Source organism: Streptomyces sp. NPDC001796 (assembly GCF_042892355.1).
Classification (GTDB): Bacteria; Actinomycetota; Actinomycetes; order Streptomycetales; family Streptomycetaceae; genus Streptomyces.
The window spans coordinates 289,990-309,988 of the sequence record NZ_JBIAUC010000003.1 but is presented as its reverse complement, the minus strand read 5'-3'; the positions used below and the strand labels follow the sequence as shown (position 1 = coordinate 309,988).

General features: G+C 70.7%; 18 protein-coding genes. 1 reads left to right on the top strand and 17 read right to left on the bottom strand.

Annotation, left to right across the window (positions count from 1 at the left end; genetic code table 11):
• Positions 1-169 precede the first annotated feature (169 nt).
• Positions 170-2,242 carry an alpha-galactosidase gene (locus ACFYZE_RS08095; protein ID WP_388990058.1) on the bottom strand — a complete coding sequence of 691 codons (2,073 nt, stop codon included), beginning with the start codon at positions 2,240-2,242 and terminating at the stop codon, positions 170-172.
• Between the two features lie 191 nt (positions 2,243-2,433).
• On the opposite strand from ACFYZE_RS08095, the gene ACFYZE_RS08090 reads away from it, so the two are divergent.
• A complete protein-coding gene (locus ACFYZE_RS08090) occupies positions 2,434-3,231 on the top strand; it encodes a tyrosine-protein phosphatase (RefSeq protein ID WP_388990056.1) in 798 nt (265 codons plus the stop codon).
• Positions 3,232-3,252: 21 nt separating this feature from the next.
• Here the strand turns inward: ACFYZE_RS08090 and ACFYZE_RS08085 are convergent, their stop codons facing one another.
• From ACFYZE_RS08085 to ACFYZE_RS08010, 16 genes are all read right to left on the bottom strand, one after another.
• On the bottom strand, positions 3,253-3,399 hold the full coding sequence (locus tag ACFYZE_RS08085) for a DUF6126 family protein (protein WP_388990054.1): 147 nt from the start codon (positions 3,397-3,399) through the stop codon (positions 3,253-3,255).
• Complete coding sequence (locus ACFYZE_RS08080; protein ID WP_388990052.1) at positions 3,396-4,031, bottom strand: helix-turn-helix domain-containing protein; 636 nt, start codon at positions 4,029-4,031, stop codon at positions 3,396-3,398. The genes ACFYZE_RS08085 and ACFYZE_RS08080 overlap by 4 nt, the downstream gene beginning before the upstream one ends.
• 76 nt (positions 4,032-4,107) lie before the next feature.
• A complete protein-coding gene (locus ACFYZE_RS08075; protein ID WP_388990050.1) occupies positions 4,108-5,505 on the bottom strand; it encodes an aspartate aminotransferase family protein in 1,398 nt (465 codons plus the stop codon).
• Positions 5,502-7,418 (bottom strand): 1-deoxy-D-xylulose-5-phosphate synthase, encoded by a 1,917-nt coding sequence (dxs, locus tag ACFYZE_RS08070; protein ID WP_388990048.1) that lies wholly within the window; start codon positions 7,416-7,418, stop codon positions 5,502-5,504. Before dxs ends, ACFYZE_RS08075 begins: the two co-directional genes overlap by 4 nt.
• A 27-nt stretch (positions 7,419-7,445) precedes the next feature.
• Positions 7,446-8,603 (bottom strand): flavodoxin-dependent (E)-4-hydroxy-3-methylbut-2-enyl-diphosphate synthase, encoded by a 1,158-nt coding sequence (gene ispG / locus ACFYZE_RS08065; RefSeq protein WP_388990046.1) that lies wholly within the window; start codon positions 8,601-8,603, stop codon positions 7,446-7,448.
• A gap of 4 nt (positions 8,604-8,607) precedes the next feature.
• On the bottom strand, positions 8,608-9,630 hold the full coding sequence (gene hpnH, locus ACFYZE_RS08060) for an adenosyl-hopene transferase HpnH (RefSeq protein WP_366026063.1): 1,023 nt from the start codon (positions 9,628-9,630) through the stop codon (positions 8,608-8,610).
• Positions 9,631-9,635: 5 nt separating this feature from the next.
• Positions 9,636-10,277: a 1-hydroxy-2-methyl-2-butenyl 4-diphosphate reductase gene (locus tag ACFYZE_RS08055; RefSeq protein ID WP_388990044.1), complete on the bottom strand. Its 642-nt coding sequence runs from the start codon at positions 10,275-10,277 to the stop codon at positions 9,636-9,638.
• Positions 10,277-12,277: a squalene--hopene cyclase gene (shc, locus tag ACFYZE_RS08050; RefSeq protein WP_388990042.1), complete on the bottom strand. Its 2,001-nt coding sequence runs from the start codon at positions 12,275-12,277 to the stop codon at positions 10,277-10,279. The genes ACFYZE_RS08055 and shc overlap by 1 nt, the downstream gene beginning before the upstream one ends.
• Before the next feature lie 117 nt (positions 12,278-12,394).
• Complete coding sequence (locus ACFYZE_RS08045) at positions 12,395-13,531, bottom strand: polyprenyl synthetase family protein (RefSeq protein WP_388990040.1); 1,137 nt, start codon at positions 13,529-13,531, stop codon at positions 12,395-12,397.
• Positions 13,528-14,973 carry a hydroxysqualene dehydroxylase HpnE gene (hpnE, locus tag ACFYZE_RS08040; RefSeq protein WP_388990038.1) on the bottom strand — a complete coding sequence of 482 codons (1,446 nt, stop codon included), beginning with the start codon at positions 14,971-14,973 and terminating at the stop codon, positions 13,528-13,530. Before hpnE ends, ACFYZE_RS08045 begins: the two co-directional genes overlap by 4 nt.
• A complete protein-coding gene (locus ACFYZE_RS08035) occupies positions 14,970-15,110 on the bottom strand; it encodes a DUF6380 family protein (protein ID WP_388990036.1) in 141 nt (46 codons plus the stop codon). The genes hpnE and ACFYZE_RS08035 overlap by 4 nt, the downstream gene beginning before the upstream one ends.
• Complete coding sequence (hpnD, locus tag ACFYZE_RS08030; RefSeq protein ID WP_388990034.1) at positions 15,107-16,057, bottom strand: presqualene diphosphate synthase HpnD; 951 nt, start codon at positions 16,055-16,057, stop codon at positions 15,107-15,109. The genes ACFYZE_RS08035 and hpnD overlap by 4 nt, the downstream gene beginning before the upstream one ends.
• A complete protein-coding gene (hpnC, locus tag ACFYZE_RS08025; protein ID WP_388990032.1) occupies positions 16,054-16,956 on the bottom strand; it encodes a squalene synthase HpnC in 903 nt (300 codons plus the stop codon). The genes hpnD and hpnC overlap by 4 nt, the downstream gene beginning before the upstream one ends.
• Before the next feature lie 360 nt (positions 16,957-17,316).
• Positions 17,317-18,105 (bottom strand): ABC transporter ATP-binding protein, encoded by a 789-nt coding sequence (locus tag ACFYZE_RS08020; protein ID WP_388990031.1) that lies wholly within the window; start codon positions 18,103-18,105, stop codon positions 17,317-17,319.
• Positions 18,098-19,027 (bottom strand): ABC transporter permease, encoded by a 930-nt coding sequence (locus ACFYZE_RS08015; protein ID WP_388990029.1) that lies wholly within the window; start codon positions 19,025-19,027, stop codon positions 18,098-18,100. The genes ACFYZE_RS08020 and ACFYZE_RS08015 overlap by 8 nt, the downstream gene beginning before the upstream one ends.
• A 99-nt stretch (positions 19,028-19,126) precedes the next feature.
• Entirely contained in the window at positions 19,127-19,999 is an 873-nt protein-coding gene (locus ACFYZE_RS08010) for a glycosyltransferase family 2 protein (RefSeq protein WP_388990573.1), read from the bottom strand.

The following is a 19,999-nucleotide window of genomic DNA, read 5'->3' as shown; positions in this document are numbered from 1 at the left end:
GTGATGTGAGCTACGCGACCGTAGGAAAAGGTTGACGGACGGTGAGATAAACCACTCGCCGCATCTGCGTCGATCAGGAATACAGCTCTGATCAGGGGTGTTGGGCGAGCCGCCGGACGCTGAACCCGGTGGGCCGCAAGTGGCACCGGACCGCCGGAACGCGCGACGATCAGATCCGGCGCAGCCGGATGACCGTCGCGTCGAAGTCACCACGCAGCGCGGGCCGCAGCCCATGGTGAAGAAGGACCGCGCCCCGGTGCAGTTCACCGGTCTCCAGGCATTCGTACGTCGCCGCCGGGTCAAGGCCACGCAGCCGCAGCGGGACGACCGGCTCGCCGTAGTGCTGTGCCTGGAGCCAGGCGAGGACGACGGTCTCGTCGCCGAGCACGTACTGCACCGCGCTCAACCCGCCCGTCGGCGGCCGCAGCCGGTACAGGTCACCGCGCTGGACCACGGGCCGGATCTCCTTGTAGAGGGCGACCCAGTCCCCGGCCTCGGCCAGCTCCTCCTCGGTCCACTGGGCGAGGTCGCCGCCGACACCGAGCACCCCGGCCATGGCGCTGACGAACCGGAAGCGCAGCGAGCTCACCCGCCCGTTGAGCATCGCGTTCGGGCTGTCGGTGACCCAGGCGGCCATCACCCGGGCCGGATGGATCTGGCTGAAGCCGTGCTGGATGGCGAGGCGGTCGAGCGGGTCGGTGTTGTCGGAGGTCCACACCTGGTCCGTACGGCTCATGACGCCCAGGTCCACGCGTCCGCCGCCGCCCGAGCAGGACTCGAAGGCGACATGGGGGTGCGCGGCGCGCAGCCGGTCCAGCAGGGCGTAGAAGGCGCGCGCGTGGTCGACCCACAGCCGCTGCGGGTAGGGCTCGCCGGGCCAGCCGGCGTCGGTGAAGCAGCGGTTGAAGTCCCACTTCACATAGTCGATCGGGGCGCTGGTCAGCAGGGCGTCGAGCTGCTCCCAGAGGTACTCCTGGACGTCCTCGCGGGCGAGGTTGAGCACGAGCTGGTTGCGGAACTCCGTCCGCTTGCGTCCCGGCTGGTACTGCACCCAGTCGGGGTGGGCGCGGTAGAGGTCGCTGTCCGGGTTGACCATCTCGGGCTCGACCCAGATGCCGAACTGCATCCCGAGGGCGTGCACGTAGTCGGCGAGCGGTTTGATGCCGGAGGGGAAGCGGTCGGGGTTGGGCCGCCAGTCGCCGAGCCCGGCGCGGTCGCTGGTACGGGTGCCGAACCAGCCGTCGTCGACCACGAACAGCTCCACCCCCATGGCCGCCGCCCGCCGCGCCAGCGCCCCCTGCTGCTCCTCGGAGATGTCGAACTCCGTGGCCTCCCAGGAGTTGTAGAGCACGGGGCGGTCCCGGTCGGCGTCCGGGACGACGTGCGCACGCTGGTAGGCGTGCCAGGCACGACTCGCGCCGCCGTGGCCGCCGTCGCTCCACAGTCCCGCGAAGACGGGGGTGGTGTACGTCTCCCCCGGCGCGAGCAGCAGCAGACCCGAGTCGTCGTAGCCGGCGCCGCCGGTGATCTGCACCCGGGCGTCCGGAAGCTGGGCGACGGCGATCCGCCAGGTGCCCGACCAGGCGAGCGCGCAGCCGTAGACCTCGCCGCTCTCCTCGGTGGCGTCCGTGTCCAGCGCGACCCACGGCAGGTGCTGGTGGCCGGTGTGGCCGCGGCGGCTGCCGATGACCTTGTCGCCGTAGGTGAGGTCGGACCGCACCAGCCGGGACTCGGCCGCCCAACGGCCGTGCAGGTGGGAGAGGCGCCAGCCCTCGCGCTCGGGCAGCGTCCAGGTGGCGGAGTCGGCACGCAGGAGTTCGGCGGGGGCGGGGCCGTCGTTGGCGAGGGTCACCCAGCGTTCCACGACATCGCCGCGCGTCCGGTAGTGGAGGGTGATCCGGAGTCCGGCGTCGGTGAACCGCAGCCGCAGTTCGTCGCCGTCGGCCTCGTGCGCCTCGAACGCCCACTCCGTGCCGCGGCGCTCCTCGGTGCGTACGGACAGTGCGGGGCGCACGAAACGGGGACCGCCCTCGACCGGGTACTCCTCTCGGCCGTCGAGCGGGGACTCGAAGGGCCGGTACGACGGAGCCGGCAGGGCCGCGAGCGCCTCGGCGTCGGCGAGCGCGATCCGCGGGCCCCAGTGCAGGTGCAGCAGCGTGTCGTCCTCGGCGAGCCGCAGGGCGTAGCTGCTCTTGGGCCCTGACAGCAGCCAGGTGCGGCCGTCCGCGGCGATCTCCAGCATCACATGCCCCCACAGATTCGAACAGTTGCAATCAGGCCCCGACATCATCGGGTGTGAGGCGCCTCGCGGGCAATGCCTGTCCGTGACGCGTGCCGTCCTGCCGTGGACGATCGTCTGATCACACGGTGCCGTATCGTCGAGGCGCGGCCCGCCGGCGAGCAGCGTCGGCGGACGGAATGGGAGGAGCCCTCGTGACGCAGCAGGTCCCGTCCACCGAGCCTGAGCTGACCGGCGTACGCAACTTCCGCGACGTGGGTGGTCTGCCGACCGTGGACGGGCGGCGGGTGCGGGGCGGAGTGCTCTTCCGCAGCGGCCACCTCGCGCACGCGACGGAGCAGGACGCCGCCTTCCTCACCTCGCTGGGCCTGCACACGATCTTCGACTTCCGCAACGCGGCGGACAAGAAGCTGGAGGGCCCGGACGTCGAGCTGCCCGGCGTGCGGAACGTCAACCTGCCGCTGACCGACCCGGCGCACGGCGCCGAGTTCTGGAAGATGGTCCGCGACGGCGACCTGGAACAACTGCGCGCACTGCTCGCCGACGGCAGGGCGGAGAACAGGATGATCCGGTCCTACCGCACGATCATCAAGGAGCGCACGGCCGAGCACTCCCGGGTGCTGCACGCGCTGGCGGAGGACAGCGTGCCCGCACTGATGCACTGCGCCGCCGGCAAGGACCGCGCGGGGCTGTCGATCGCGGTGACGCTCCTCGCCCTCGGGGTCGAGCGCGAGGCGATCGTCGCGGACTACCTGGAGTCGAACGCGAAGCACCGGCGTTACAAAGTGCGCCGCAACGGCTCGTCGCCCGACGCGTACTCCCCCGAGGTGATGGAGCTGCTCAGCCCCCTCTTCGACGCGCGCGCCGAGTATCTGGCGGCGGCGATGGAGACCGTCGAGGAGACCTGGGGCGGTGTCGAGACCTATCTGGAGAAGGGGCTGCGGATCACGCCCGCGGTGCGGGAGCGGCTGCGCGACCGGCTGCTGGACTGAGGTGCGGTCCGGGGTGGGCGCTCACTTCGCGCCCAACTGGAACAGCAGGTAGATGAAGCCGGCGAACAGGTGGCCGACCGCGATGTAGACGATCAGCCGCACCCACAGGCCGCGCGGGAACTTCTCCTCCATCACCCTGCGGGGTCGGGGTTCGGGTTGCTCGGTCATGGCATCTCTCCAGGGGTGGGGCCGAGGCAGAGCGCGGTGGTCGGGCTCTGCAGCAGGGTGTGGACGAAGAGCAGCTCTGTGCCGTCGTGGTCGGCGGCGGCGAGGCGGTGCGGGGTCAGCGAGTCGAAGTGCGCGCTGTCGCCTGGTGCGAGGACGTGCGTGGAGTCGCCGAGGCGCAGCCGCAGCCGGCCCTTCAGGACGTACAGCCATTCCTCGCCCGGGTGGACGCGGACGATGTCGCCCTGGGTGCCGTGAGGGATGTGCACCCGCAGGGCCTGCATGCCGCGTCCGGCCCCGCCCGCCTGCCAGTACGCCCAGCCGCCCGCCCGGGTCGGCTCCATGTCGGCGGCGCGCACGACGGCGTCCCGGTCGGCGACGGTCTCGCCGAGCAGTTCGGAGACGGTCGTACTGTAGATACGGGCGAGCGCCAGGAGCATGGGCAGCGACGGCTGACGCCGGCCGGTCTCCAGCCGGGACAGGTGCGCGGGCGAGAGCCCGGCGGCACGGGCCGCGGCCTCCAGGGTCAGCCCGGCGCGGCGGCGCAGTGCACGCAGCTGCGGAGCGACGACGGGCAGGTCCTCGGACGGCCCGTCGTCGATCCCGGTGTCGGGATCGGTCTCAGGAGAGCTCATGCCCTCCATTGAGCCGGAGCTTTGCCCCTGCGGCAAATTTATTGCCTGTGAGGCAAAAGCTCCGGCTCCCGGAGGGTCAACGGTTCGCCACCGCCTGCTTGATCAGCGTCTTGCCGAAGTCCCACATCAGCCCGCCGCCGTGTGCGTCGTCCATCACCGCGGTGAAGGCGTCCACGAACCGGTCGACGTCCGCCTCGCCTATGATCAGCGGCGGGATCAGCTTGATCACCTCCAGGTGGTCGCCGGAGACCTGGGTGAGGATCCGGTGGCGCTGCAGCAGCGGCACGACGACCATCTGCGCGAACAGGCCCTTCCGGGCGGCCTGGAGCACGGTCCACCGACTGCGCAGCTTCAGCGAGCTGGGCCGGCCGAACTCGATGCCGATCATCAGGCCCCGGCCGCGGATCTGCTTGAGCATCTCGTACTTGTCGACGAGCTCGGTGAGCCGGGACTTCAGCTGCTCCCCGACGGCCCGGGCGTTCGCGACGATCTGCTCGTTCTCCATCACGGACAGGACGGCGAGCCCGGCCGCCATCGCCTGCGCGTTGGAACCGAAGCTCGCGGAGTGCACGAGGACCCGGTCCATGGACGAGTAGACCTTCTTGAAGATCCACTCCTTGCCGAGGGTGGCGCCGACCGGGACGTATCCGCCGGAGAGCGCCTTCGCCACGCACACCAGGTCGGGTTCGACGCCGTCCTCGTGCTGGTAGGCGTAGAAGTCACCGGTGCGGCCGAGGCCGGTCTGCACCTCGTCCGCGATGAGCAGCGCCTTGTGTCTGTGCAGCAGCTCCTGTGCGGCGCGCAGATAGCCGGGCGGGGCCTCGTGGACGCCCTTGCCCTGGATCGGCTCGACGATGAGGGCGGCCACGTCCCCCTTCTTCAGCTCCCGGGCGAGGGCGTCGAGGTCGCCCAGCGGCACGGCGGTGTCGGGCAGCAGCGGCGCGAAGCCGTCGCGGAAGCCGTCCTCGCCGTTGACGGAGAGCGACCCGGTGGTCAGCCCGTGGAAGGCGTGGGTGCAGTACAGGATCCTGGGCCTGCCGGTGGCGTACCGGGCGAACTTCAGCGCGGTCTCGACCGCCTCCGTGCCGCTGTTGCCGAAGAACACCCGGTCCAGGTGCGGGCTGTGGGCGAGCAGCTTCTCCGCCAGCAGGCCGGGCAGGGGCTGGCAGTCGAAGCGGGTGAGGTCGGCGAGCTGGGCGTCCAGCACGTCGTGCAGCGCCTTGCGGACCACGGGGTGGTGGCGGCCGAGGCCCATCACCCCGAACCCGGCGAGCATGTCCAGGTAGTCGTTGCCGTCCGCGTCCCAGAAGTGGGCGCCCTCGGCCCGCTCGTAGACCTTGTCGAAGCCGATGGTGTGCAGCATGCGCGGAAGCTGGTGGTTGAGGTACTTCGCGTGCAGCTCGTAGCGCTCGGCCCCGCGTTCGGCCAGGAGCGCGCCGAGGTCGAACTCCCGTTGCCCGGTGGGGATGGTCATTCCGCGTTCACTTTCTCCTGGGACGGCACGTCCTTGGACAGCTCGTCCTTGGCGGCCAGGCAGGCGCTGATCCGCCCGGCGATCTCCACGGGTGTGAGGCCGATGTCGGCGAGCACCTCGCTGCGCTTGGCGTGCGCCAGGAACTGCTCGGGGATCCCGAACCGCCGCACCGGTACGTCTACGTCGGCGTCCCCTAGCGCGAGGGCGACCGCGGAGCCCACGCCGGCGGAGCGGCTGTTGTCCTCGACGACCGCGACGAGCCGGTGCTCGGCGGCCAGGCCCGGCAGGGAGGGGTCGACGGGTTTGACCCAGCGGGGGTCGACGACCGTGCAGCCGACGCCGCGGGCCTGAAGCAGGTCGGCGGCCTGCAGACAGACGGGCGCCATGACGCCGACGGCGACGAGCAGCACCTGGGGCGCCTCGTCGCGGTGCAGCACGTCCAGGCCGCCCACCCGGTCCACGGCCGGGATCGCCGGCCCCACCGACTCCTTCGGGAACCGGATCAGGGTCGGCGCGTCGTCGACGGCGACCGCCTCCCGCAGCTGGGCCCGCAGCTGGTCGGCGTCGCGCGGTGCGGCGATCCTCAGGCCCGGCACGACCTGCAGAACGGACAGGTCCCACATGCCGTTGTGCGAGGGTCCGTCGACGCCCGTGACCCCCGCGCGGTCCAGTACGAAGGTGACGCCGCAGCGGTGCAGGGCGACGTCCATCAGCAGCTGGTCGAAGGCACGGTTGAGGAAGGTGGCGTAGACGGCGACGACGGGGTGCAGTCCCCCGGTGGCGAGACCGGCCGCGGAGACCGCCGCGTGCTGCTCGGCTATGCCCACGTCCCAGACCCGGTCCGGGAACCGCTCGGCGAACCTGCCGAGGCCCACCGGGTGCAGCATGGCCGCCGTGATGGCGACGACGTCCTCGCGCTCCTCGCCGATCCGGGCGATCTCGTCGCCGAACACCGAGGTCCACGACGGGGCCTTGGGCGGCGCGAGGGGCTCGCAGGTACGCGGGTCCATCACGCCGACAGTGTGGAAGTGGTCCTCCTCGTGGGCCAGGGCCGGCTCGTAGCCGCGGCCCTTCTCGGTGAGGCAGTGGATGAGGACCGGGCCGTGGAAGCGCTTGGCGCGGCGCAGCGCCGACTCGACGGCCCGTATGTCGTGGCCGTCGATGGGGCCGACGTACTTCAGGCCCAGGTCCTCGAAGAGGCCCTGCGGAGCGAAGGCGTCCTTGAAGCCCTTCTTCGCCCCGTGCAGGGCCTCGTAGACGGTGGGGCCGATGACGGGCGTGCGCTGCAGCACTTCCTTGCCCCAGGCCAGGACCTTCTCGTAGCCGTCGGTGGTGCGCAGGGTGGCGAGGTGGTTGGCGAGGCCGCCGATGGTCGGCGCGTAGGAGCGTTCGTTGTCGTTGACGACGATGATCAGCGGGCGGTCCTTGGCGGCGGCGATGTTGTTGAGCGCCTCCCACGCCATGCCGCCGGTGAGCGCGCCGTCGCCGATGACGGCGACGACGTGGCCCTTCTCCCCCTGCACCTGGCGGGCCTTGGCGAGCCCGTCGGCCCAGCCGAGCGCGGTGGACGCGTGGCTGTTCTCGATGACGTCGTGCTCGGACTCCTCACGCGACGGATAGCCGGACAGACCGCCCTTGCCGCGCAGCTTCGAAAAGTCCTGGCGACCGGTCAGGATCTTGTGCACATAGCTCTGATGGCCGGTGTCCCACAGGATGCGGTCGACCGGTGACTCGAAGGCCCGGTGGAGCGCGATGGAGAGTTCCACCACCCCCAGATTGGGCCCCAGATGCCCCCCGGTCCTGGCGACCGCGTGGATCAGGAACTCCCTGATCTCCTCGGCCAGTTGACTCAGTTCCGCCTCGGACAGCGCCTTCAGGTCGCGTGGTCCCCGGATGCTCTCCAGAATGGTCACGCCGGGCCCCCTCTCGGTCCGTGCTGTTCAACTCACGGTGACGGCCGGCGCTCCCGGCCCGACGCCGTCCTTCTCCATCCGCTCGGCGATCCTCATCGCCTCCTCGATGAGGGTCTCCACGATCTTCGACTCGGGCACGGTCTTGACGACCTCCCCCTTGACGAAGATCTGGCCCTTGCCGTTGCCGGAGGCGACCCCCAGGTCCGCCTCCCGTGCCTCCCCGGGGCCGTTGACCACACAGCCCATGACCGCGACCCGCAGCGGCACCTCCAAGCCCTCGAGGCCGGCGGTGACCTCGTCCGCGAGCTTGTAGACGTCGACCTGGGCGCGCCCGCAGGACGGGCAGGAGACGATCTCCAGGCGCCGCTGCCTGAGGCCCAGCGACTGAAGGATCTGGATGCCGACCTTGACCTCCTCGGCGGGAGGCGCCGACAGCGACACCCGGATCGTGTCGCCGATGCCCTGCGACAGCAACGCGCCGAACGCCACCGCCGACTTGATCGTGCCCTGGAAGGCGGGACCGGCCTCCGTCACACCGAGGTGCAGCGGGTAGTCGCACTGCGCGGCGAGCTGCCGATAGGCCTCGATCATCACGACCGGGTCGTTGTGCTTGACGGAGATCTTGATGTCCCGGAAGTCGTGCTCCTCGAAGAGCGAGGCCTCCCACAGCGCGGACTCGACGAGCGCCTCCGGGGTCGCCTTGCCGTACTTCTTCAGCAGCCGCTTGTCCAGGGAGCCCGCGTTCACCCCGATCCGGATCGGGGTGCCGTGGTCCTTGGCAGCCCTGGCGATCTCCTTGACCTTGTCGTCGAACTGCTTGATGTTGCCGGGGTTCACCCGAACGGCCGCGCAGCCCGCCTCGATCGCCGCGAACACGTACTTCGGCTGGAAGTGGATGTCGGCGATCACCGGGATCTGCGACTTGCGCGCGATCGTGGCGAGGGCGTCCGCGTCGTCCTGCGTGGGGCAGGCGACGCGGACGATCTGGCAGCCGGACGCGGTGAGTTCCGCGATCTGCTGCAGGGTGGCGCCGATGTCCGACGTGCGGGTCGTCGTCATCGACTGCACCGACACCGGGGCCCCGCCCCCGACCGCCACCGGCCCGACCTGGATCTGCCGCGACATGCGCCGCTCGGCGATCGGCCGGACCGGTACCTCGGGGACGCCCAGAGGAACGGCGGTCATCGGATCACCCGTTGTTCTGCTGGACGGTCTCGCGCATGGCCCGCAGGGACTCCTTCAGGGAGCCCATGGTGGCGAGGACGGCGGTGGGCTCGTAGCCGCAGTGCGCCATGCAGTTGGCGCAGCGCGGGTCCTTGCCGCGGCCGTACTTGTCCCAGTCGGTCTTCTCGATCAGCTCCCGGTAGGTCGGCACGTACCCGTCGCTCATCAGGTAGCAGGGCCGCTGCCAGCCGAAGAGCGAGTAGTTCGGGATCGCCCACGCGGTGCACGGGAAGTCGACCTTGCCCTCGAGGAAGTCGAGGAACAGCGGCGAGTGGTTGAGCCGCCAGCGGCCGCGGTTGCCGCCCGCGAACGCCTTCTTGAACAGCTCACGGGTCTGCTCGACACCGAGGAAGTGCTCCTGGTCGGGTGCCTTCTCGTAGGCGTAGGCGGGCGAGATCATCATCTCGTCCACCTTCAGGTCGTCATTGAGGTAGTTGAGCACCTCGATGACGGTCTGCGGGGTGTCCGTGTTGAAGAAGGTCGAGTTGGTGGTGACCCGGAAGCCGCGCCGCTTGGCCTCCTTGATGGCCTCCACCGCCTCGTCGAACACGCCCTCCTTCGCCACGGACTCGTCGTGCCGCTCGCGCAGGCCGTCGATGTGCACGGCGAACGCGAAGTACGGGGACGGCGTGAACTTGTCCATCTTCTTGCGAAGCAGCATGGCGTTGGTGCACAGGAAGACGTACTTCTTGCGCGCCACCAACTGCCGTACGATCTCGTCGATCTGCGGGTGCATCAGCGGCTCGCCGCCCGCGATCGACACCATCGGCGCACCGGACTCCAGAACCGCTCCCACGGCCTGCGCCACCGGCATGCGCTGCTTGAGCACTCCTGCCGGATGCTGGATCTTGCCGCAGCCCTCACACTTCAGGTTGCAGGCGTAGAGCGGTTCCAGCTCCACGATGAGCGGAAACTTGTCCCGCCTGCGCAGCTTCTGTTCGAAGAGATAGGTCGCCACCTTGATGGACTGGCGCAGCGGCATGGCCATCTGGCTCACCTCCTGGGGAGCAGCAAAGAACGGTGCCATTCGAAGAAAACAGGCAGCACGGCGCGAAGAACACGGAAAGCTGATATTCCACCGCGAACAGTGCCGATACGGACGAGTTCATGTTCTGGAGCGTCCACGACCACCCGGACGGCCGCAACCGGGCGGGCGCCCGTCCGAACGGCGCTCAGGAGCGTGGCCGCGGACTCCATGTCGACCGCTATCGCCCCGGTCGCGAGCAGTTCGGACCGCTCCTGACCGCGGACGACGTGGTCCGAGCCGGTGAGCGGTCCGGTGTGGACGGTACGCCCCGGGACGGCGCGCACGAGTGCCTTGACGAGCAGGTCGGTGCCCTCGCACGGGGTGGTGCCGCGCGGGTCCCGGGTCTCCTCGGCGACGACCAGGTCACCGGGGTGCATCCCGGGTGCGAGTCCCGCGCAGAAGCCCGTGGCGAGGACGGCCGCATGAGCGAAGCCCGGCTCGCCGAGCGTCCGGGTGACCGAGCGTTCGGCCGCCCGGGGTCCCATCCCCGTACGGAGTACGGTGACCGGCCCGTCGGCGCCGCTGTGACCGCCGCTGCGCAGGGCGAGGTGCTCGATGCCGAGGGCGCAGGCGATCAGCAACGGGGCCGACTCGGGCTTGACGCTCATCAGCTCCCCTTGGCCTTGGCGAACGGCTCGCCGTGCACATATCGGCCCAGTGCGGTGAGCGGGAAGACCTGCCGGTAGAGGTGGTAGTTGATGGAGAAGTCCCAGGGGAAGCCGGTGCCGGTGAAGTACGGCTCGTCCCAGGAGCCGTCCTCGTTCTGGGTCCGGGCGAGAAACTCGATGCCGCGCTCGACGGCCTTGGACTCGCTCTCCCCCGCCGCCAGCAGCGCGAGCAGGGCCCACGCCGTCTGCGAGGCGGTGGAGGCGCCCCTGCCGCTCCACTTCCCGGCGTCCTTGTAGGAGCGCAGGTCCTCGCCCCAGCCGCCGTCGTCGTTCTGGACGCTCTCCAGCCAGTCGACGGCACGGCGGATCGCCGGGTGCGCGGCGGGGATGCCTGCCGCCACCAGGGCGGGCACCACGGACCCGGTGCCGTAGACGTAGTTGACGCCCCAGCGTCCGAACCACGAACCGTCCGACTCCTGTTCGGCCAGCAGCCACTCGATGCCCCGGCGGGTGCGCGGGTCGTGGGAGAGGCCCTCGACCGCTAGCATCTCCACGACGTGCGCGGTGACGTCGGCGGACGGCGGGTCGATGACCTCGCCGAAGTCGCAGAACGGCAGCCGGTTGGGGAACGGGCTCGTGTTGTCCACGTCGAAGGCGCCCCACGCGCCGTTCTTCGACTGCATGCCGAGGTTCCAGCGCACCCCGCGCCCGATGGCCTTCTCCAGCCGGTCCGGGTCGTGGTGCCTGACCCGGCGCAGCGCGAGGACGACCTCGGCGGTGTCGTCGATGTCGGGGTAGTTGTCGTTGTGGAACTCGAACGCCCAGCCGCCCGGCGGCAGCTGGGGCCGACGCACCGACCAGTCGCCGGGCCGGACGATCTGCTCACCGAGCATCCAGTCGGCCGCCTTGACCAGCTGGGGGTGGTCGGCGGGCAGGCCCGCGTCGGCGAGCGCGATGGTCGCGAGACAGGTGTCCCACACCGGGGACTGGCACGCCTCGATCATGCGGGCACCGTCCTCGCGCCATACGGCGAAACGGTCCAGCGACGCGAGGCCCTCGCGCATCACCGGGTGCTGGAGGTCGTAGCCGAGCAGGTGAAGGGCGATGACCGAGTACACCGCGGGCGGCTGGATCCCGCCCCAGCAGCCGTCGTTCTCCTGCCGCTCGATGATCCAGCGGGCGGCGGTGTTCATGGCGGCCCTGCGCAGCCGGCGCGGGGCGACCTTGCGGAACTGGTGCAGCGCCTTGTCGAGCCGCTGGAAGACGCCGTCCCAGCTGGCCACGGGGGCGAGGTCTCTCTCCGGGTTGGGGTGGTCCGGGTCGGTGTGCAGCTCGTCGAGCGGGAACGGCGCGGGCCGCACCGGACGCTTGGCGGAGACGATGGTGAGCGGCACGATGGTCTGCCGTGCCCAGCAGCCGAAGTCGTAGATGTTCAGCGGCATCCACTTCGGGAACCAGATCAGCTCCGGCGGGAGTTCGGGCAGGTCCTCCCACTTCCACCAGCCGAACAGGGCGAGCCAGATCCGGGTGAAGACGCGGGCGGCGGCGATGCCGCCCTGCTCGCGGATCCAGGCGGAAGCCTTGGCCATGTGGGGTTCGTCCGGCGTGTCGCCGGCCAGGCGCAGGGCGACGTACGCCTCGATGGTGGTGGACAGTTCGCCGGGTCCGCCGTAGAAGGTGGCCCAGGTGCCGTCGTCGCGCTGCTCGCCGCGGATGAACAGCGCGGCGGCGTGGGTGGTCTTCTCGTCACGGATGCCGAGGAACTGACGCAGCAGGAGGTCCTCGGCGTCCATCGTGACGTTCGTCTCGAGGTCGCCCTTCCACCAGCCCTGGGCGTCCTGCCGCGCGAGCAGGAAGTCTGTGGCGCGCCGCATGGCGCGCTCGGCGGCGTCTCGAGTGCCCCCGGACCCGGCCGCCCCCGGGATCGGTTCGCTGGTGTCGCTGGCCGAGGCAGCACGGGGCGGCAGGGCCCCGGGACTTCCGTCGGTCGTCGCTGTCATGGCTTCCCCTTCGTGCAGTCGTGCGAAATCGTGCTGCTGTGGGTCCGCCGTCGGCCGGTGCGCGTGCGCTCAGGGCACCGGCCGGCGACTACGCGAGGTGTATTCGACCGATAGTGATCATCTCTTTCGTACGACGACGAAGTCGGCGAGCGCCGTGAACCGGTCGCGCACCTCCTGGGGCATCCGGACGGAGTCGAGGGCTTCGACGGCGATCGCGTGCTGGCGGCGCGCCTCCTGAGCGGTCCATTCGCGGCCGCCTGCCTCCTCGATGAGGGCGGCGCGCGCGGCGAACTCCTCCTCGGAGAAGTTCTCGAAGTCGCTGCTCTTGGCGTCCTCGGCGAGAAGCTCGCCGAGCCGCTCGGAGGCTTCTCCGCCCGCCGCGAGCGCGGCCACGACCGGCAGGGACTTCTTGCGCTGGCGCAGATCGCTCCAGGTCTGCTTTCCGGTGGCCTCCGGGTCGCCCCAGATGCCGAGGAGGTCGTCGACGGCCTGGAAGGCGAGGCCGAGGTGGTAGCCGTACTTCTCCAGCGTGTCGGCCGTCGTGTCGTCCGCGCCGCCGAGGACCGCGCCGATGGAGGAGGCGCAGGCGAGCAGGGCGCCGGTCTTGTTGCCCTCCATCTCCAGGCACTCGGCGACGGTGACCCGCTCGCGGTGCTCGTAGGAGATGTCCTGCGCCTGACCGTCGATGAGGGCCCGGGTGGCGGTGGTCAGCCGGCGGGTGGCGCGGCCGGCCTCGACGGTGCCGAGCTCCAGCAGCACCTCGTTGGCCAGGGCGAACAGCGCGTCGCCGACCAGGATGGCCTGCGCGGGGCCGTGCACCTTCCACACGGTGTCGCGGTGTCGGCGCTGCTCGTCACCGTCCATCAGGTCGTCGTGCAGCAGGGAGAAGTTGTGCACCAGCTCGACCGCGACCGCACCGGGCACGCCCACCGCGGGCGCCCGGCCGGCGGCCTCGGCGGACAGCAGGGCCAGCGCGGGGCGCACGGCCTTGCCGCCGTCACCGTCCGCGGGGTTGCCCTGGGCGTCGATCCAGCCGAAGTGGTAGGCGGCGACGGTGTCCATCGGCGGCGCCAGGCGGTCGACGGCCGACCGCAGCACCGGGGTGGCCAGGGTCCGGCCGCGCTCCAGGAGCGCGGACACGTCCACCGCGGTCCTCGGGGCGGCCGTCTCGGCCGGGGGCACAGTGGGCACGGTCTCTCCTCTTGTTGCGATACCGGGGGTGCGGGGGCCCGTTCCAAGCGAATCGACGCTCATGCCGCCTCCTCGAAGAGATCGGGGAGGTGGGCGCCGGACCGGCCCAGCGCGCCGAGTGCGGCGCCTGCCGCACTGATGCCACTGCGGACCGCACTCTCCATGGTCGCGGGCCACCCGGTGGCGGTCCACGCTCCGGCCAGGCAGAGGCCGGGGGCCTTGGTGCGGGCGCCGGGCCTGAGACGCCCGACGCCGGGGCTGGGGGCGAACGTCGCCGTGCGCTCCCGGGTCACGAAGAAGTCCTTCACCCGGGCACCGCGGGTGGCGGGCAACAGCCGCTGGAGCTCGGGCAGATAGCGCTCGCGGAGTACGGCGACCGGCTCGTCGATCTCCTCCTGGGCCGCCGACTGCGACAGCGCCAGGTACTGGCCCTCGCGCAGTCCGGAGGCCTCGGTGCGGTCGAAGACCCACTGGACCGGGGAGCCCAGGGCCGCGAAGAACGGGCGGTTGAGCACCTTGCGGTCGTAGACGACATGGATGTTGAGGATCGGCGCGGTGCCGATGTCCAGCAGCCGCTCGGGGGCCTCCAGGGCGCCGGGGGGCAGCAGATCGTGGGCCTCGCGCTGCGGTACGGCGAGGACGACGGCGTCCGTCTCGATGCGTTCGCCGGGAACCTGAACGCTCCAGAGCCCGTTTTCGTCAATGGAGATGGAGGTGACGCGTGTACGGACCTCGGTACGGACGCCCGCGGAGTCGAGCGCCTTGCGGGCCAGCCGGTCGTGCAGTTCGCCCAGCGGGACGCGTGCCCAGCCGATGTCGGCCGCGCCCGGGTCGGACAGCAGGCCCGTCTTGAACACCATCGCGGCGAGCCCGAGCGAGGCGTCGCCGGCCACCGCGTTGAGGGTGGCGACCCCGACAAGGTCCCACAGTGCCTCGACGGCACGTGCCGACTGACCGTGCGCGGCCAGCCAGCTGCCGAAGTCCTGCGCGTCGAGCGCGGGGTCCGCGAGGTCCAGTGCTCGCAGCGCCAGCGCGGCACGCCCCACCTTGGCGCGCTCGGCGAGCGAGAGATGGGGATAGGTGGCCAGGCTGCGCCCGAGATGCAGGGGTACGGGCAGGGCGTCGCGCCGTAGTCTGCCGAGCCGCCGTCCCGGTGCGGCGTTCGCGTCGAGAACGGGCACGTCGAGACGATCCTGCAGGGGCGCGAGCGTAGAGGCGTCGATGCGGTCGAGGAACCAGCGGTACGCGGTGCAGCAGCGCAGGTAGACGTGCTGGCCGTTGTCGACGGTCAGGTCGCCGCGGTGGAAGGAGAACGCGAGTCCGCCGAGCCGCGGCCGTCCCTCCAGGAGGGTGACCCGCACCCCGGCGTCGGCGAGCGCCAGCGCGGCCGTGATGCCGGCCAGTCCGCCGCCGACCACCACGGCGGACGTCCCGGGTGAGGACGGCACGCCGTGGTGACCCGCGGTGTCCGCGACCGGGTCCTCCGCCTGGGTGCCGTCGCTCATCGTGCTTCCTCCCGTGCCGGTCCACCGTGGTGCTTGAACGATGCACGGCAGGCCGTCGCAGTCAGGGACGCCGCGCCGCACCGGAGGGTTGCCTGCCGCTTTTCGGAGGTGACGGACGGAGCCGGGGTGTCGATCACACACGCCTCCTGACGGTCCGCCGGGACACGTTCCGCGCGTCGAGCCCCGACAGGCCGCGCACGGCGACGTACGCCTTCTCACGCCCGGGCAGCGAGACCCGGCCGCGCAGCACGGCCTCCGGCTCGCGCTCGATACGGTCCAGCAGCCGGCGGTAGATGCCGGCCATGGCGGCGACGCAGGCGCCGCTGCGCCGGTCGAGCATGGGCAGCAGCCGGTAGCCCTCGGCGAAGAGGGCGCGGGCCCGACGCACTTCGAAGTGCACGAGGCCCGCGAAGTCGGAGCCCTCGGGTGGGGTCGGTCCGTGGAAACCGGCCGAACAGCCGAACTTGGCGAGATCGTCGGCGGGGAGGTAGACGCGGCCGCCCTCGGCGTCCTCACGGATGTCCCTGAGGATGTTGGTGAGTTGCAGCGCGAGTCCAAGCGTGTCGGCATACTCCGGCGCACGCTCGGTGCCGCGCGCCCCCGGTTCCGTGCCGAACACGCCGAGCGAGAGCCGGCCGATGGCCCCGGCGACACAACGGCAGTAGACCTTCAGGTCGTCCCAGGTCTCGTAGGTCTCGCCGCGTACGTCCATCAGGACGCCGTCGATGAGTTCGTCGAGGCCGCCGAGGGGGATCGGGAAGTGCCGGGCGGCATGGGCGAGGGCGACGGCGACCGGGTCGGTGTCGTCCTCGGCCACCTCCTCGTCGCGGATACGGGCCAGCAGCACGCGGGTCTCCTCCAGCCGTGCCGTCTTGACGTCGGCGGCCAGCGCGCCGTCACCGATGTCGTCGACACGCCGGGAGAACGCGTAGAGCGCCGACATCGCGCGGCGCTTCGGCGTCGGCAGGAGCCTGATCCCGTAGGCGAAGTTACGGGCCTGCTGCCCGGTCACGGCCTCGCAGTAGCGGTACGCGGCGAGTACCGGTGGGGACACGTGTTCTTCCGACTCCACGGTCCGGATCACCCCTCTCCTCGCAGAGTCACGCCCACCTCACGCAGCAACCGGAGCTTGCCGTGCTTGGGCGGGCCGGGAAGTACGTCGTAGTGGGCTGCGGCGATCGCGTGGATGGCCGCCCTTCCTCCCGCTACGAAGCCCGCGAGCAGCAGCTTCAGCCTGCCGTGGACGCTACCCACCAGGGGGGCGCCTTCATTCAGGAGATCGCGGGCGCGTTCTGCTTCGTACGCGACCAGTGCGCGCACCGATGCGCCCGCTGTGGGCGTGGCGAGGTCCGCCTCCTGCACGTGGAAGCGCTTCATGTCCGCAGCGGGCAGATAGACGCGGTCGCGGCCGAGGTCCTCGGCGACGTCCTGCAGGTGTTCGACGATCTGCAGCGCCGTGCAGATCGCGTCGGAGCGGCGGACTCGCTCGGGGGTGGAGGTGCCGGTCACGGCGAGGACGAGGCGGCCGACCGGGTTGGCGGAGAGCTCGCAGTAGGCGAGGAGGTCGTCGTACGTCTCGTACCGCTTGACGAGCTGGTCCTGGCGGTTGGCGGCGATCAGGCCGAGGAACGGCTCGGGGGTGAGGCCGGCGCGCCGGACCGTGGGCTGCAGCCGGCGCAGAAGGGGGTGACGGGGTGTCGCGTCGAAGACCCGGCGCAGGTCGGCTTCGAAGGCGTCCAGGAGGATCAGGCGGTCCGCGGCCTCCTCGGGCGACACGCCGAGCAGGCGGGCGTCGGACCCACCGGGGGCGAGATCGCCGTCACCGATGTCGTCGACCAGCCGGGCGAAGCCGTAGACGGCCATGAGGTCCTCCCGCCACGCCTTCGGCAGGAAGAACGGCGCCACGGGGAAGTTCTCGTCCGCGGCCTTGTCGAGGGTGCCGCGCTCCGGGTCGCCGGTGCGCGCCGTCCCGGCTTGCGTCACCGCTCGCCGCCCGACGCGGGGACGGCGCATGTCCCGCGGAGCTGGAGACTTTCCGTAGCCATTGCCGTCACATCTCCCGTTCTACACCGCCGACCCAATACAACCTCTTTCGGACACGCCGCCCGGCTGTCCGTGCAGCGCGACAGGTGTGGGGGTGTATGGCATTATCGCCCCACTTGCCGCGAATCAGCACCGTTACAGCTTACGTTGTACAACGCAGGGAGCTTCGGCGGGGTGTCCTGCACATCACAACAACACACCGATTGGCGCCAAGATTCCTGAGACAAGCCCGAGTTGACGTTTCCTTTGCAGACGCGGGGCCCCGCCGAAACGCTGCGACGGGGCCCGGGGCGGTGTGGATTACCTGCCCGTGAACTGCTCGTACTCCTTGAGGACCTCTTCTGTGGGGCCGTCCATCCGGAGTTCACCGCGTTCCAGCCACAGGACGCGGTCGCAGGTGTCACGGATGGATTTGTTGTTGTGACTGACCAGAAACACCGTGCCCGCCTCCTTGCGCAGTTCCCGGATGCGGTCCTCGGACCTCTTCTGGAAGGCGCGGTCGCCGGTGGCGAGGGCCTCGTCGATCATGAGGACGTCGTGGTCCTTGGCGGCGGCGATGGAGAAGCGCAGCCGGGCGGCCATGCCGGAGGAGTAGGTGCGCATCGGCAGGGTGATGAAGTCGCCCTTGTCGTTGATGCCGGAGAAGTCGACGATCTCCTGGTAGCGGGCCTTGATCTCCTCCCGGGACATGCCCATGGCCAGACCGCCCAGGATGACGTTGCGCTCGCCGGTCAGGTCGTTCATGAGGGCCGCGTTGACGCCGAGCAGCGAGGGCTGGCCGTCGGTATAGACCCTGCCCTTCTCCGGGGGCAGCAGTCCGGCGATGGCGCGCAGCAGGGTGGACTTGCCGGAGCCGTTGGAGCCGATCAGGCCGACGGCCTCGCCGCGGTGGGCGACGAACGACACTCCCCTGACCGCGTGCACCTTGCGGACACCGCGCGCCACGTCGTCGGAGCCCCGCTTGAGGATCCGGCTCAGAGCGGCGGTCGCGCTGCCCTTGCCGGTCCTGGCACCGTTGACGCGGTAGACGATGTGCAGGTCGTCGGCGATGACGGTGGGCACCTTGGCCCCGGTGTTCTGCTCAGCCACGGCCGTACCGCTCCTCCGCCTTCCAGAAATACACGAACCCGCCGGCGAACACGACGACGGCCCAGAACAGCGCGATGGCCCACACGTGCGGCGGGAGGTTGGACGTGCCGTAGTCCTTGATCAGGGCGAAGCGCATCAGGTCCATGTAGACGGCGGCCGGGTTCACCTGCAGGGTGCGGATGAACCATTCGGGGCGCCCGACGAGCATGCCGTGGATGGAGAACATGACGCCGGACGTGTACATCCAGGTGCGCAGGATGAAGGGCATCAGCTGGGCGAGGTCCGGCGTCTTGGCACCCATCCGCGCCACGATCAGGGACAGGCCGGTGTTGAAGAGGAACTGCAGCACCAGGACCGGGACGATCAGCAGCCAGGACAGCCGCGGGTAGCTGCCGAACCCGATGGCGACGGCGAACAGCACGATCATCGAGAAGAGCAGCTGCTGGAGCTGCTGCAGCGCGAACGAGATGGGCAGCGTGGCGCGCGGGAAGTGCAGGGCCCGCACCAGGCCCAGGTTGCCGGAGATCGCCCGGACGCCCGCCATGATCGAGCTCTGGGTGAAGGTGAACACGAACACACCGGTCACCAGGAACGGGATGTACGTCCCGTGCGGCATGCCCCGGCTGGCCTTCAGGATCACCCCGAAGATGAAGTAGTAAACGAGCGCGTTCAGCAGCGGGGTGGCCACCTGCCACAGCTGGCCGAGCTTGGCCTGGCTGTACTGGGCGGTGAGCTTCGCCTGCGAGAAGGCGAGGATGAAGTGGCGCCGTCCCCACAGCTGGCGGACGTAGCGGACGAGTCCGGGCCGGGCACCGCTGACCGAGAGGCCGTACTTGGCGGCCAGCTCGGCCGGGCTCAGCCCGCCGTCGGCGGACGGCCCGGCGGTCACCGCGGCGCGCCCGTCATGCGTTGTCTCACTCACAGGTAGGCAAACTCTCCGTTTTTCGGGATGCGCGTCGTTCCGCGCGCGGGTGGGAGCCGGGATGTGGTCCCGCCCGACGGCTTCCGAGTACCGAGCTTGTCAGATCACCGGGGGCCGTCCCAGCCGGGTAAGCCGCCAGACCGTACGCCACCGCATGGGCCGGCGGGGCCCGCACGGGGTCGTCCAGCCCTCCCGGAAGCCGCCGAACCAGGCCCTCAGGGCGGCCCGCGAGGGGCGGCGCAGGAGCGTCAGGAGCATCCAGACACCCAGATACACGGGGACCAGGACGGCCGGCAGGTTGCGACGGGCGAGCCACACCCGGTTGCGGGCGACCATCCGGTGGTAGACCGCGTGCCGGGAGGGCGCGGTCGTGGGGTGGTACAGCACCATGTCCGACCGGTAGTCGATCATCCAGCCCGCGTCCAGGGCCCGCCAGGCCAGGTCGGTCTCCTCGTGGGCGTAGAAGAATTCGTCCGGCAGGCCGCCGACCTCGGCGAACACCTTCGTGCGGACGGCGTTGGCGCCGCCGAGGAAGGTGGTCACCCTCGAGGAGCGCAGCGGATCGGAGGCGCGCAGCCGGGGCACGTGTCGGCGCTGGGTCTCGCCGGTGTCGGGGTCGGCGATGCGGAAGCTGATGATGCCGAGCCGAGGGTCGGCGGCAAAGGCCTCGCGGCACAGCTCGGCGGTGTCGGTGCGGGCGAGCAGGCCGTCGTCGTCGAGGAAGAGCAGCACGTCGACGTCGGTGCCGCCGGGGCCGAAGGCCTCGATGCCGATGTTGCGGCCACCGGGGATGCCGAGGTTCTCGGGCAGCTCGATCGTGCGGACGCCGTCGGGGACGTCCGGGACCGGGGAGCCGTTGCCGACCACGACCACCTCGACGGGGTCGCCGTCCTGCTTGGCCACCGAGTCCAGGAGGGCGCGGAGCTCGGCCGGGCGGTTGCCCATCGTGATGACGACGGCCCCGACCTTCAT

Bases quoted from the DNA above. Each gene is read 5' to 3' on its own strand.
- ACFYZE_RS08095 (WP_388990058.1), bottom strand. From the start codon at position 2,242: ATGCTGGAGATCGCCGCGGACGGCCGCACCTGGCTGCTGTCAGGGCCC.
- ACFYZE_RS08085 (WP_388990054.1), bottom strand. From the start codon at position 3,399: ATGACCGAGCAACCCGAACCCCGACCCCGCAGGGTGATGGAGGAGAAG.
- ACFYZE_RS08080 (WP_388990052.1), bottom strand. From the start codon at position 4,031: ATGAGCTCTCCTGAGACCGATCCCGACACCGGGATCGACGACGGGCCG.
- ACFYZE_RS08075 (WP_388990050.1), bottom strand. From the start codon at position 5,505: ATGACCATCCCCACCGGGCAACGGGAGTTCGACCTCGGCGCGCTCCTG.
- ispG (WP_388990046.1), bottom strand. From the start codon at position 8,603: ATGACCGCCGTTCCTCTGGGCGTCCCCGAGGTACCGGTCCGGCCGATC.
- hpnH (WP_366026063.1), bottom strand. From the start codon at position 9,630: ATGGCCATGCCGCTGCGCCAGTCCATCAAGGTGGCGACCTATCTCTTC.
- ACFYZE_RS08055 (WP_388990044.1), bottom strand. From the start codon at position 10,277: ATGAGCGTCAAGCCCGAGTCGGCCCCGTTGCTGATCGCCTGCGCCCTC.
- shc (WP_388990042.1), bottom strand. From the start codon at position 12,277: ATGACAGCGACGACCGACGGAAGTCCCGGGGCCCTGCCGCCCCGTGCT.
- ACFYZE_RS08045 (WP_388990040.1), bottom strand. From the start codon at position 13,531: ATGAGCGTCGATTCGCTTGGAACGGGCCCCCGCACCCCCGGTATCGCA.
- hpnE (WP_388990038.1), bottom strand. From the start codon at position 14,973: ATGAGCGACGGCACCCAGGCGGAGGACCCGGTCGCGGACACCGCGGGT.
- ACFYZE_RS08010 (WP_388990573.1), bottom strand. From the start codon at position 19,999: ATGAAGGTCGGGGCCGTCGTCATCACGATGGGCAACCGCCCGGCCGAG.